Below are 12,866 nucleotides of genomic sequence, written 5' to 3' on the forward strand. Positions count from 1 at the left end.
CGCGACACGGATGTTTGGCATATTTAAGGAAGAGCGATGCACTGTCAACCACGTCACGCAGCAAAGGTTTACATCTGGTTAAATAATGATCAGAACTGTTTATTGTGCAGTGAATGCACCGAAGACGTCAGGCCCATCTGCCTGGCCTGCGAAGCCGATCTGCCCTGGCTGGGCGATCACTGCGACACCTGCGCCTTGCCCATGCCTTCACCGGGCCTGACCTGCGGTCAATGCTTGCAGCAGCCACCGGCTTTTCAACAGGTGATTGCGCCCTGGACCTACAGCTTTCCGGTCGACAGCCTGATCACCCGCTTCAAACACAGCGCCAAGTGGCCCCTTGGCCGCCTGTTGGCCGAACTTCTCGCGCAATCCCTGCAATACCGTTTCGATGAAGCACTGGCACGACCGGATGCGCTGGTTCCCGTTCCGCTCGCCGTTAAACGCCTGCGCCAGCGGGGTTTCAACCAGGCCACGATGCTGGCCCGCTGGTTGAGTGAGCGCCTGGGCATCCCTTGCGACGAACGGTTGCTCCAGCGCACCCAGGACACCAGCGCCCAGCAGGCCCTCAAGGCCGATGCCCGCCGGAAAAACCTGCGCCACGCCTTCGCCCTGATGCCTGAGGCGTCGATCAGGGGGCGCCACCTGGCCCTGGTGGACGACGTGCTGACCACCGGCGCCACCGCGCAGGCCCTGGCACGCCTGTTGATGGAGGCCGGTGCCGCGCGGGTCGACGTCTATTGCCTGGCACGCACGCCCAAACCAGGGGACTAACCCCGCACACCCTGTGGGAGCGGGCTTGCTCGCGAAAGCGGCTCGGCATTCAACTTCAAAGTCGTCTGTGAGGCCGCCATCGCGAGCAAGCCCGCTCCCACAGGATCGCGGTCCAACTTGACTACCGGGGCTTCAGCCGCCAACGTCTTGACATACATCCGCCAAAGCACCCAGCCATGTCCCTGCCTACCCTGCTGTCCCAACACATCGTTCGTCGCCCTCAACGCATTGCGTTACTGCAACACATCGCCGATCAGGGCTCGATCACCCGCGCCGCGAAAAGCGCGGGCCTGAGCTACAAAGCGGCATGGGACGCCATCGACGAATTGAACAACCTCGCGCAAAAACCCCTGGTGGAACGCAGTGTCGGCGGCAAGGGCGGTGGCGGCGCCAAGCTGTCCAGCGAGGGCGAGCGCGTCCTGCGCCTGTATCAGAAACTGCAGGCGTTGCAGGCCCAGGTGCTGGAAGCCGCGGAAGAGGCCAGCGACCTCGATCTGCTCGGTCGCCTGATGCTCAGAACCAGCGCTCGCAATCAGTTGCACGGCAAGGTCAAGGCGATCGAGGCACAGGGGCGCAACGACCTGATTCGCCTGGAACTGGCCGAAGGCCTGATCCTCGACGCACAGATCACTCACAACAGCACCCTGCGCCTGGCCCTGGAACCGGGCAGCGAAGTGGTCGCCCTGATCAAGGCCGGCTGGCTCGACGTGCTGCCCATCGAGAGCCCTGCAACACCGGGACACAATGACTTGACCGGCATTATCGAAGAAATCCTCGACGCCGAAGACGGCCCCAGCGAGGTGCGCATCACCCTGCCCAATGGCCAGACCCTGTGCGCACTGGCCGAACCACTGGATCTGCGAACCCGTGGTTTGTCGGTCAATCGAGCGGTGCGGGTGCAGTTCGCCGCGTCGAACGTGCTGCTCGGTACACAGCTCTGAAACACAAGCGTCATTTATGCGCTTTAAGGTGACTGCAAAAACCGCAGGGAGCCTGACGTGAGCCTATTAGAAGACAACCAATCCACCGACCTTGAAAACATGGTCGGCCTCAGCCGTCGTGGCTTCATCAGCGCGGGCGCCTTGTGCGGTGCCGCCATGTTCCTGGGCGGCAATCTGCTCAGCCGCAGCGTACTCGCCGCCAGCGTCAGCGCCGGCAACAGCACACTGCTGGGCTTTGCCAGCATCCCGGCCGCCACCCGCGATGCCATTACCCTGCCGCCGGGCTACAAGTCCTCGGTGCTGATCAGTTGGGGCCAACCGCTGCACAAGGACGGTCCGGCGTTCGACCCGAGCGGCAACGGCACTGCCGCGCAGCAGGAAGTGCAGTTCGGCGACAACAACGACGGCATGAGCCTGTTCGAATTCCCCGGTGAAAAAGACCGGGCGTTGATGGCGATCAACAACGAATACACCAACTATCGCTACCTCTACCCCCACGGCGGCATGCCGCAGTCGGCTGAAGAAGTGCGCAAGGCGCTGGCCTGCGAGGGCGTGTCGGTGATTGAAGTGCAGCGCAAGAAGGGCCAGTGGCAGTTCGTCCAGGGCTCGCGCTACAACCGGCGCATCCACGGTAACGCGCCGATCAGCCTGAGTGGCCCCGCCGCCGGCCATGACCTGTTGAAAACCAGCGCCGACCCGCACGGCAGGAACGTCCTCGGCACCTTCCAGAACTGCGCCAACGGCAAGACACCCTGGGGCACGTACCTGACGTGTGAAGAGAACTTCACCGACTGCTTCGGCAGCAGCAATGCCGAGCAGAAATTCGATGCCGCGCAGAAACGCTACGGTGTGGTCGCCGCCAGTAAAGAGATCAACTGGCATCAACACGACGAGCGCTTCGACCTGGCGAAAAACCCCAACGAACTGAACCGTCACGGCTGGGTGGTGGAAATCGATCCGTTCGACCCGACATCGACGCCGGTCAAGCGCACGGCCCTGGGCCGTTTCAAACATGAAAACGCTGCCCTGGCCGAGACCCATGACGGTCGCGCGGTGGTGTACATGGGCGACGACGAGCGCGGCGAGTTCATCTACAAGTTCGTCAGCCGCGACCGGATCAACCACAAGCACCCTAAAGCCAATCGCGACCTGCTGGACCACGGCACCCTGTACGTGGCGCGCTTCGATGCAGGCGACGGCAATACCGACCACCCGAAAGGCCAGGGCGAATGGGTCGAGCTGACGCACGGCAAGAACGGCATCGACGCCAGCAGTGGCTTCGCCAGCCAGGCCGACGTGCTGATCAACGCGCGCCTCGCGGCTACGGCGGTCAAAGCCACGCGCATGGACCGCCCGGAGTGGATCGTCGTCAGCCCCAAGGATGGCCAGGTCTATTGCACCCTGACCAACAACGCCAAGCGCGGTGAAGATGGCCAGCCCGTCGGCGGCCCCAACCCGCGGGAGAAAAATGTCTACGGACAGATTCTGCGCTGGCGCACCGACCGCGACGATCACGCCTCGAACAATTTTGCCTGGGACCTGTTCGTGGTCGCGGGCAACCCGCAGGTCCACGCCGGTACGCCGAAGGGTGGTTCGTCCAACATCACGCCGCAGAACATGTTCAACAGCCCGGATGGACTGGGCTTCGACAAGGCCGGAAGGTTGTGGATCCTCACCGATGGCGACTCGAGCAATGCCGGTGACTTTGCCGGCATGGGCAACAACCAGATGCTCTGCGCCGACCCGGCGACCGGGGAAATCCGGCGTTTCATGGTCGGACCGATTGGTTGCGAGGTCACGGGGATCAGCTTCTCGCCGGATCAAAAGACGCTGTTCGTGGGGATTCAGCATCCCGGGGAGAACGGTGGTTCGACATTCCCCGAGCATTTGCCGAACGGCAAGCCACGGTCTTCGGTGATGGCAATCACCCGTGAAGACGGTGGGATCGTCGGCGCCTGACAGGCCACTTTCGCGAGCGGGCTCGCTCCCACAGGGTCCGCACAGGCTCCTGTGGGAGCGAGCCCGCTCGCGAAGGCGTCCGCACAGCCACCACCTATCCACGCCCGTCTGCGCTACCATGCCTGGCCGGACGCAGCAGCCTGCTGCGCGCAGGAGTCAGCATGGCCCACCCGTTTGCAACCCTCACCCCAGACCTCGTGCTCGATGCCGTCGAAAGCATCGGTTTTCTCAGTGACGCCCGCATTCTGGCGCTCAACAGCTACGAAAACCGCGTCTATCAAGTCGGCATCGAAGACGCCGAGCCACTGATCGCCAAGTTCTACCGCCCGCAGCGCTGGAGCAATGAAGCGATCCTCGAAGAGCACCAGTTCACCTTCGAACTCGCCGAATGCGAGGTGCCGGTGGTGGCACCGCTGATTCACAACGGTGCCAGCCTGCACGAACACAACGGTTTCCGCTTCACCCTGTTTCCGCGCCGTGGCGGCCGGGCGCCGGAGCCGGGCAACCTCGATCAGCTGTATCGCCTCGGCCAGTTGCTCGGCCGGTTACACGCCGTCGGCTCGACCAAGCCGTTCGAACACCGTGAAGCCCTGGGCGTGAAGAACTTCGGCCATGACTCGCTGGCCACACTGCTTGACGGCAATTTCATCCCCAAGAGCCTGCTGCCGGCCTACGAGTCCGTGGCACGCGACCTGCTCAAGCGGGTCGAGGAGGTCTATCAGGCCACGCCGCACCAGAACATCCGCATGCATGGCGATTGCCACCCCGGCAACATGATGTGCCGCGACGAGGTCTTCCACATCGTCGACCTCGACGACTGCCGCATGGGACCGGCCGTGCAGGACATCTGGATGATGCTCGCCGGTGATCGCCAGGCTTGCCTGGGACAATTGTCGGAATTGATGGACGGCTACAACGAGTTCCACGACTTCGACCCGCGGGAACTGGCCTTGATCGAGCCATTGCGCGCATTGCGCCTGATGCACTACAGCGCCTGGCTCGCCCGGCGTTGGGACGACCCGGCGTTCCCGCACAGTTTTCCGTGGTTCGGCACGGAGCGGTACTGGGGCGACCAGGTACTGGCGTTGCGCGAACAACTGGCGGCGCTCAACGAAGAACCCTTGAAACTGTTCTGATTCACCCGACTCAAGTGTGGGAGCGAGCCTGCTCGCGATGCCGACCTATCAGGCCACGGTGTGCTGAAGGTCTATCCGCCATCGCGAGCAGGCTCGCCACAGACCCGTGTTCACAATTGCAGTACCTATTCGAACAGGACATTCGTAGACAAATTTCCTTACAATCCCCTCTTTGTTAGCTGCCTAAGCAAGGACTCTGCATGCAAGCCGCCAACCCGCGTCGCGGGTACATCCTGGGCCTGAGTGCCTACATCATCTGGGGCCTGTTCCCGATCTACTTCAAAGCCATCGCCAACGTGCCCGCCGTGGAGATCATCATTCACCGCGTGCTCTGGTCGGCCTTGTTCGGCGCCTTGTTGCTGCTGGTCTGGAAGCATCCTGGCTGGTGGCGTGAATTGCGTGACAACCCCAAACGGCTGGCGATACTCGCGCTGAGCGGTACGCTGATCGCGGCCAACTGGTTGACGTATGTCTGGTCGGTGAACAACGGGCGCATGCTGGAGGCCAGCCTCGGCTACTACATCAATCCGCTGGTCAACGTACTGCTGGGGATGCTGATCCTCGGCGAGCGGCTGCGGCGCATGCAGTGGATCGCGGTCGGCCTGGCGGCAGTCGGCGTGGCGCAGCAGGTCTGGCAGGTCGGCAGCCTGCCGTGGGTATCGCTGGTGCTGGCACTGACCTTCGGATTCTATGGCCTGATCCGCAAGCAAGCCCCGGTCAAGGCCCTGCCCGGCCTGGTGGTAGAGACCTGGATGCTGGTGCCCATTGCCATGGCCTGGTTGCTGTTCAATCAGACGGCCATGAGCGCGCAACCCGAGTTCTGGACTACGTCCGAAGCCTGGTGGCTGGTGGCCGCCGGACCGGTGACCCTGGTGCCGCTGGTCTGCTTCAACGCCGCCGCGCGGCATTTGCCCTATACGACCCTGGGTTTCCTCCAGTACCTGGCGCCCACACTGGTGCTGCTGCAAGCCGTGCTGCTGTTTGGCGAACACTTGTCGTCCAGCACCCTGTTGGCCTTCATTTTCATCTGGGCCGGACTGGCGGTCTACAGCGTCGATGCGTGGGTCAGTCTGCGCCGGCGTAGCTGATCAAAAAACGCACAAATCTCTGCAGGCCGCGTTATACGTGGCCTGAAGGGTTTCTTCCCAAGGTTATCCACAGCGTGATCCCCGGCGTTTGTGCGCAAGTCACTGAATGTTGGCGTTTTTTTGACCAACCCTGGCCAAGCCTCGAACGGCGTGGCCTGGCGGGCTGTCTCTACAGGTTATCCACAGGCAGGTGCAGGTAAAAACTGGATAACCCTGTCAGGGTTCACTGCGCAGGACAAGTTCCACCATCAAATCATCCGCCAAGGTTTCCAGGCGCGATTGCAGCACGTCCAGGGACAGGGTCAGCGGCACCGCCAGGATCGCCTCGGCGTGAAACAGCGGTTCACTGCTCATCGGCGCCGGGCGCACTTCGGTGACCAGCCGTTCCAGGTTCACCCCCTGCTCGCTCAGCAGACGCGTGATGTCACGCACGATCCCGGGGCGGTCATTGCCCACCAACTCCATTGCAATCGGCTTCCAGGTGCAGGATTGCTCGATGCCGCTTTCGGCAATCAACACCCGGATGCCATGGGCCGACAAGCCCTGCAGGGCATCGACCAATGCGTCGTAGGCCTCCGCCGGCACGCCCACCCGAAGAATCCCGGCAAACTGCCCGGCCATCCGTGACATGCGGCTTTCCAACCAGTTACCGCCCTGCTCGGCGATGCACTGGGCGATGCGCTCGACCTGCCCAGCCTTGTCCGGCGCGAAAACTGTGAGTACGAGGTGGTCCATGGCGCAGCCCTCTGGTAATGACGTTTGTGCTTGAAGGGCAAGTATAGGCAAGGGGTGGCTCTGCGCCGGACCGGCTGGCCCCATCGCGAGCAGGCTCGCTCCCACACGAACAACGCCGGCCCCCTATGGGAGCGAGCGTGCTCGCGATTGAAGGCCACACAATCTTGAGCCGCCCAACAAATCGTGTACAACTCACGATATTTAACTGGAACAATCCATCTGTTTTTTGAGAACATCCTGTGCCCCGCTGTGACTGCAATGCGTCACGGGGTCGCAGAACGACGTAATTAGTCTAATTTTCACAACCGCAATTCATCATGTAGTATTCCGCAGCGCGCACTACATAACGTTGGATCGATGTCTGCCGCAGGCACGATCGCAACCCTGAAAGCCCTGTCAGCAAGGCCTCAAAGCCGTTGATCGGTTCCAGCCCGGCCGCCCGCAATGGCATGTACCGGGGGAAAGGGTTTGTGGTTTAAATAGCCCGAGGCTTCATTGTCAATTTGAAGAAAAAGAAATAGCTGAGCAGAGTGAGGCAAGCAATGACTGAACACGTTCAAGTCGGTGGCCTGCAGGTCGCCAAAGTCCTGTTCGACTTCGTGAACAACGAAGCCATTCCCGGAACCGGCCTCACCGCCGACACGTTCTGGGCCGGTGCCGACAAGGTCATCCATGACCTGGCACCGAAGAACAAAGCCCTACTCGCCAAACGCGATGATATCCAGGCTCGCATTGATGCCTGGCACCAGGAACGCGCCAGTCAGGCCCATGACGCCGTGGCTTATAAGGCGTTCCTGCAAGACATCGGTTATCTGCTGCCAGAAGCGGCCGATTTCCAGGTAACGACGCAAAACGTCGATGAAGAAATCGCCCGTATGGCCGGCCCGCAACTCGTGGTGCCGGTGATGAATGCCCGTTTCGCGCTCAACGCCTCGAACGCCCGCTGGGGTTCGCTGTATGACGCGCTGTACGGCACCGACGCCATCAGCGAAGCGGATGGCGCGGAAAAAGGCAAAGGCTACAACAAGGTTCGCGGCGACAAGGTCATCGCCTTCGCCCGCGCCTTCCTCGACGAAGCGGCGCCATTGGCCGCCGGCTCCCATGTCGATGCCACCCGCTACACGATCGTCGACGGCAAACTGGTGGTCGCGCTCAAGGGCGGCAGCAACAGCGGCCTGCGCAACGACGCCCAGTTGATCGGTTTCCAGGGCGATGCCTCGGCACCGATCGCAATCCTGCTGAAAAACAACGGCCTGCATTTCGAGATCCAGGTCGACGCCAGCACGCCGGTCGGCCAGACCGATGCCGCCGGTGTCAAAGACATCCTGATGGAAGCGGCGCTGACCACCATCATGGACTGCGAAGACTCCGTCGCCGCCGTCGATGCCGATGACAAGGTGGTGATCTACCGCAACTGGCTCGGCCTGATGAAGGGCGACCTGGCCGAAGAAGTCGCCAAGGGCGGCAAGACCTTCACCCGCACCATGAACGCCGACCGCACCTACACCGCAGTCGACGGCAGCGCACTGAGCCTGCACGGGCGCTCGCTGCTGTTCGTACGCAACGTCGGCCACTTGATGACCATCGATGCCATCCTCGACAAGCATGGCAACGAAGTGCCGGAAGGCATCCTCGACGGCCTGGTGACCAGCCTCGCGGCCCTGCACAACCTCAACGGCAACACCACGCGCAAGAACACCCGCACCGGCTCGGTCTACATCGTCAAGCCGAAGATGCACGGCCCCGAAGAAGCTGCGTTCACCAACGAGCTGTTCGGCCGCATCGAGGACGTGCTCGGCCTGCCGCGCAACACCCTCAAGGTCGGGATCATGGACGAGGAGCGCCGTACCACGGTCAACCTCAAGGCCTGCATCCAGGCGGCGAGCGAGCGTGTCGTGTTCATCAACACCGGTTTCCTCGACCGTACCGGCGATGAAATCCACACTTCCATGGAAGCCGGCCCGATGGTGCGCAAGGCGGACATGAAGGCGGAAAAATGGATCGGCGCCTACGAGAACTCCAACGTCGACATCGGTTTGAGCACCGGCCTGCAAGGTCGCGCGCAGATCGGTAAAGGCATGTGGGCCATGCCCGACCTGATGGCGGCGATGCTCGAACAGAAAATCGCTCACCCACTGGCCGGCGCCAACACGGCCTGGGTTCCGTCGCCAACGGCGGCGGCACTGCACGCGCTGCATTACCACAAGGTCGACGTGTTCGCCCGCCAGGCCGAACTGGCCAAGCGCGCGCCGGCGTCGGTGGACGACATCCTGACCATCCCGCTGGCAGTGAACCCGCAGTGGACCGACGAACAGATCAAGAACGAACTGGACAACAACGCCCAGGGCATTCTCGGTTACGTGGTGCGCTGGATCGATCAGGGCGTGGGTTGCTCGAAGGTGCCGGACATCAACGACATCGGCCTGATGGAAGACCGCGCCACCCTGCGCATTTCCAGCCAGCACATCGCCAACTGGCTGCGCCACGGCATCGTCACCCAGGAGCAGGTGATGGAAAGCCTCAAGCGCATGGCACCGGTGGTCGATCGCCAGAACGCCAATGACCCGCTGTACCGCCCGTTGGCACCGGACTTCGACAGCAACATCGCCTTCCAGGCGGCGGTCGAACTGGTGATCGAAGGCACCCGACAGCCGAACGGCTACACCGAGCCGGTCCTGCACCGTCGTCGTCGCGAGTTCAAGGCTGCCAATGGCCTGTAACTGAGCGTCGATACCGGAAACGAAAAAGCCCTGATCGAAAGATCAGGGCTTTTTTGTTCGCTGCCACAGGGCAGGCGCAGTACTAAGGCTCCATCCCCAGTTCATGCTTGACCAGCGCCAGCAATTTTTGCGTATCGATCGGTTTGAGCAGGAAATCCACCACGCTCAAATGCATGGCGGCTATCGCGTCCTTCACATCGGCATCACCGGAAACGATGATGAACGGCATTGCCGCTCGCACCGATTCGCGCACCTGGCGGATCAAATCCAGGCCATCGATATGCCCCATGCGCAGATCGGTGATCACCAGGCCGATCGAAGGTTTTTCGCTCAACATCTTGAGTGCCGTTTCACCGCTGGCAGCGGTCATGCAACGAATGCCATCCAGACCGAGGATCTCCGACAGCAGCTCGCGTGCGTCTTTATCGTCATCGACGATCAGTACGCGTTGCGGCGGCAGGTCGGGCTCCAGCATGACGGCGCTCAGCGCCTCGCGCTCGGCGTCACTCAAAATATCGTGGTCGGACATGGCAATCTCTAAATGATCAAATTCGTTCCCTGGCTCAGTGGTGAGACATCGCTAAGCAGACCTTCTAATGTGCACTTCGTCGGATTTTTTGCCTATAAGGGAAAGGATAGGTTCTTCCTCGATTTTCGTAGGGGTTTTCCTTTATCTGACGCCCTGGGGCCCAACCTAGACTTACGTCCAATGGGCACTCAGCGCTCAGGGGCTGACCATGACCGAGTCATCCGACAACAACAATTCGAAAAAAGACTGCGGTAATGGTTATGAGTAGAGCGGACGCCTTCACACAGGCAGGGAAAACCGCGGTATTGCAGAACATCCAGGGTACCTTGCAATTCCTCCAGCGCTTCCCGCCCTTCAATCAGATGGAACACGCCCACCTGGCGTACCTGGTCGAACAATGTCAGCTGCGTTTTTATGCACCGGGCGAAAGCATCATCAAGCCCGCCGATGGCCCGGTTGAGCATTTCTACATCGTCAAGCAGGGTCGGGTGGTCGGCGAGCGTCCCCACAGCGCCAAGGGCGGCACCGAAACCACCTTCGAAATCACCACCGGGGAGTGCTTTCCCCTCGCCGCGCTGCTGGGTGAACGCGCGACCCGCACCGAACACCTGGCGGCCGAAGACACCTTTTGCCTGCAACTGAACAAGCTGGCATTCATCAAGCTGTTTGCGCTGTCCAACACCTTTCGCGACTTCGCCCTGCGCGGCGTCAGCAGCCTGCTGGACCAGGTCAACCAGCAAGTCCAGCAGAAAGCCGTGGAAACCCTCGGCACCCAGTATTCGCTCAATACTCGCCTGGGCGAGCTGGCCATGCGTCATCCGGTGACCTGCAGCCCCGCCACGCCACTGCGCGAAGCCGTGAGCCTGATGCACGAGCAGCAGGTCGGCAGCATCGTGGTCGTCGACGAAAACAAGGCCCCCCAGGGCATTTTCACTTTGCGAGACCTGCGCCAGGTGGTGGCGGGCGGCACCAGTGACTTCAACGAGGCCATCGACCGGCACATGACCCGGGCGCCGTTTTTTCTGAGCCCGGATCACAGCGCCTTCGACGCGGCGATTGCCATGACCGAGCGGCACATCGCGCATGTCTGCCTGGTCAAGGATCAGCGCCTGTGTGGCGTGGTGTCCGAGCGTGACCTGTTTTCCCTGCAACGGGTCGACCTGGTGCACCTGGCCCGCACCATCCGCAGCGCCCAACGGGTGGAAAACCTGGTGGCGCTGCGCGGCGAGATCGGCCAATTGGTGGAGCGCATGCTCGCCCACGGCGCGTCGTCGACCCAGATCACCCACATCATTACCCTGCTCAACGACCACACCGTGTGCCGGGTGATCGAACTGACGCTCGCCGAGAAAGGCGATCCCGGCATACCGTTCAGCTGGTTGTGCTTTGGCAGCGAAGGTCGCCGCGAGCAGACGCTGCACACCGACCAGGATAACGGCATCCTGTTCGAAGCCCGCGACGCCGCCCATGCCGCCGAGATTCGCGGCAAGCTGCTGCCCATCGCGCAACACATCAACCAGAGCCTGGCGCAGTGCGGCTTCACCCTGTGCAAAGGCAACATCATGGCCGGCAACCCCGAGCTGTGCCTGTCCCGCGCCGAGTGGGCGCGGCGCTTTGCGGCGTTCATACGCGAAGCGACGCCGGAGAACCTGCTGGGGTCGAGCATCTACTTCGATCTGCGGGTGGTCTGGGGCGAGGAGCAAAGCGGCGAACAATTGCGTCGGGGGATTCTCGACCAGGTGGGCGACAACCGCTTGTTCCAGCGCATGATGGCCGAGAACGCCCTGCGCAACCGTCCGCCCGTCGGGCGCTTCCGCGAGTTTGTCCTGGCGCGCAAGAACGGTGAGAAAGCCACCCTGGACCTCAAAGTCCAAGGGCTGACGCCCTTCGTCGACGGCGCCCGATTGCTCGCGCTGGCCCATGGCATCGGGGCGAACAATACGCTGGAGCGCTTCCGCCAACTGGTCGAAAAACAGGTGATCGAACCCCTGGACGGTGCGGCGTACGAAGAGGCGTATCACTTCATTCAACAAACCCGCATGCAGCAACATCAGCTGCAGACCCGGGAGAATCTGCCCTACTCCAATCGGGTCGATCCCGACAGCCTCAATCATCTGGACCGGCGGATCCTGCGTGAATCCCTGCGCCAGGCCCAACGCCTGCAGAGCAGCCTGACCCTGCGGTATCAGCTATGAGCCTGTTTTCATGGCTGCGACCGGCAGGCCCGATGTTGTCCGGTGAATTGCAGCAACGGCTCAAGGACCTGCCCGCGGCCACCGAACTGGGCGAGTGCAGCCTGCGCCAGCAGCGCTGGGTGGTGCTGGACCTGGAGACCACCGGCCTGAACCTGAACAAGGATCGTGTACTGTCCATTGGCGCCGTGGTGATCGAGGACGGCGCGATCGATTTCAGCCAGCAGTTCGAACGCACCCTGCAATGCGCCGACATGAAAGTGGCGCCCAGCGTGTTGATCCACGGCCTGGGCCCGAGCGCGGTGGCCGCTGGCAGCGATCCGGCGCAGGCCTTGATCGAGTTCATGGAGTTCGTCGGCGACAGTCCGATGCTGGCGTTTCATGCGCCGTTCGACCAACACATGCTCGGGCGCGCGTTAAAAGATCACCTGGGCTACAAGTTGCAGCATACGTTTCTGGATGTCGCCGATATTGCACCGTTGCTGTGTCCCCAGGCGCGCATTCGCGAGGCCGGGCTGGACGACTGGATCGACTGGTTCAAACTCCAGGTGCAGGAGCGCCACCACGCCAGTGCCGATGCACTGGCCACCGCTGAACTGGCGCTGATCCTGTTCAGCCGGGCACGACAGCAGCAAATCCACAGTCCGTTGAATCTGCAACAACGGCTGAACCAGTGGAAACGGCGGCAGAATTCGCCGTCTTTCTAGATCTGCGGCGTCTTTTCGACCGTCATCGCGAGCAGGCTCGCTCCCACAGGAATCTCCAGTGAACGTGGCTTCTGTGGATACGCTTGGC

At 62.0% G+C, this 12,866-nt stretch carries 10 protein-coding genes; 8 read left to right on the forward strand and 2 right to left on the reverse strand.

Translation table 11 applies throughout. From position 1 onward, the window contains the following. The first annotated feature begins 36 nt into the window (after positions 1–36). The 5 genes from IB249_RS16485 to rarD all read left to right on the forward strand — a co-directional run bounded on the left by IB249_RS16485 (position 37) and on the right by rarD (position 5,895). Positions 37–771 carry a ComF family protein gene (locus tag IB249_RS16485; protein WP_192306573.1) on the forward strand — a complete coding sequence of 245 codons (735 nt, stop codon included), beginning with the start codon at positions 37–39 and terminating at the stop codon, positions 769–771. A gap of 176 nt (positions 772–947) precedes the next feature. Then, complete coding sequence (locus IB249_RS16490; RefSeq protein WP_192306575.1) at positions 948–1,712, forward strand: TOBE domain-containing protein; 765 nt, start codon at positions 948–950, stop codon at positions 1,710–1,712. Between the two features lie 57 nt (positions 1,713–1,769). Next, on the forward strand, positions 1,770–3,671 hold the full coding sequence (locus IB249_RS16495; RefSeq protein ID WP_192306577.1) for a PhoX family protein: 1,902 nt from the start codon (positions 1,770–1,772) through the stop codon (positions 3,669–3,671). Positions 3,672–3,832: 161 nt separating this feature from the next. After that, positions 3,833–4,807 carry a serine/threonine protein kinase gene (locus tag IB249_RS16500; protein WP_192306587.1) on the forward strand — a complete coding sequence of 325 codons (975 nt, stop codon included), beginning with the start codon at positions 3,833–3,835 and terminating at the stop codon, positions 4,805–4,807. A 200-nt stretch (positions 4,808–5,007) separates the two neighbouring features. Beyond that, positions 5,008–5,895 carry an EamA family transporter RarD gene (gene rarD / locus IB249_RS16505; RefSeq protein ID WP_192306589.1) on the forward strand — a complete coding sequence of 296 codons (888 nt, stop codon included), beginning with the start codon at positions 5,008–5,010 and terminating at the stop codon, positions 5,893–5,895. Between the two features lie 216 nt (positions 5,896–6,111). On the opposite strand, the gene IB249_RS16510 is transcribed toward rarD, so the two are convergent. Continuing rightward, complete coding sequence (locus tag IB249_RS16510) at positions 6,112–6,630, reverse strand: glycine cleavage system protein R (protein ID WP_192306591.1); 519 nt, start codon at positions 6,628–6,630, stop codon at positions 6,112–6,114. Between the two features lie 542 nt (positions 6,631–7,172). Here IB249_RS16510 and IB249_RS16515 point away from each other — a divergent pair. Beyond that, positions 7,173–9,350: a malate synthase G gene (locus IB249_RS16515; protein WP_192306593.1), complete on the forward strand. Its 2,178-nt coding sequence runs from the start codon at positions 7,173–7,175 to the stop codon at positions 9,348–9,350. A gap of 82 nt (positions 9,351–9,432) precedes the next feature. Here the strand turns inward: IB249_RS16515 and IB249_RS16520 are convergent, their stop codons facing one another. Further along, positions 9,433–9,879, reverse strand: a complete 447-nt coding sequence (locus IB249_RS16520; RefSeq protein ID WP_192306595.1) for a response regulator — start codon at positions 9,877–9,879, stop codon at positions 9,433–9,435. A 254-nt stretch (positions 9,880–10,133) separates the two neighbouring features. Here IB249_RS16520 and IB249_RS16525 point away from each other — a divergent pair, with 254 nt between their 5' ends. Both IB249_RS16525 and IB249_RS16530 read left to right on the forward strand, forming a co-directional pair. Then, positions 10,134–12,074, forward strand: coding sequence for a putative nucleotidyltransferase substrate binding domain-containing protein (locus IB249_RS16525; RefSeq protein ID WP_192306605.1), 1,941 nt, complete (start codon positions 10,134–10,136; stop codon positions 12,072–12,074). After that, positions 12,071–12,778, forward strand: a complete 708-nt coding sequence (locus IB249_RS16530; RefSeq protein ID WP_192306607.1) for a PolC-type DNA polymerase III — start codon at positions 12,071–12,073, stop codon at positions 12,776–12,778. Before IB249_RS16525 ends, IB249_RS16530 begins: the two co-directional genes overlap by 4 nt. The last annotated feature ends 88 nt before the right edge of the window (positions 12,779–12,866 follow it).

This window comes from Pseudomonas sp. PDM04, assembly GCF_014851765.1.
Lineage (GTDB): Bacteria > Pseudomonadota > Gammaproteobacteria > Pseudomonadales > Pseudomonadaceae > Aquipseudomonas.

What these genes read in the sequence shown, in the direction of transcription:
- rarD (WP_192306589.1), top strand. Translation starts at nt 5,008, where the DNA reads ATGCAAGCCGCCAACCCGCGTCGCGGGTACATCCTGGGCCTGAGTGCC.
- IB249_RS16500 (WP_192306587.1), top strand. Translation starts at nt 3,833, where the DNA reads ATGGCCCACCCGTTTGCAACCCTCACCCCAGACCTCGTGCTCGATGCC.
- IB249_RS16520 (WP_192306595.1), bottom strand. Translation starts at nt 9,879, where the DNA reads ATGTCCGACCACGATATTTTGAGTGACGCCGAGCGCGAGGCGCTGAGC.
- IB249_RS16515 (WP_192306593.1), top strand. Translation starts at nt 7,173, where the DNA reads ATGACTGAACACGTTCAAGTCGGTGGCCTGCAGGTCGCCAAAGTCCTG.
- IB249_RS16490 (WP_192306575.1), top strand. Translation starts at nt 948, where the DNA reads ATGTCCCTGCCTACCCTGCTGTCCCAACACATCGTTCGTCGCCCTCAA.
- IB249_RS16510 (WP_192306591.1), bottom strand. Translation starts at nt 6,630, where the DNA reads ATGGACCACCTCGTACTCACAGTTTTCGCGCCGGACAAGGCTGGGCAG.
- IB249_RS16530 (WP_192306607.1), top strand. Translation starts at nt 12,071, where the DNA reads ATGAGCCTGTTTTCATGGCTGCGACCGGCAGGCCCGATGTTGTCCGGT.
- IB249_RS16525 (WP_192306605.1), top strand. Translation starts at nt 10,134, where the DNA reads ATGGTTATGAGTAGAGCGGACGCCTTCACACAGGCAGGGAAAACCGCG.
- IB249_RS16485 (WP_192306573.1), top strand. Translation starts at nt 37, where the DNA reads ATGCACTGTCAACCACGTCACGCAGCAAAGGTTTACATCTGGTTAAAT.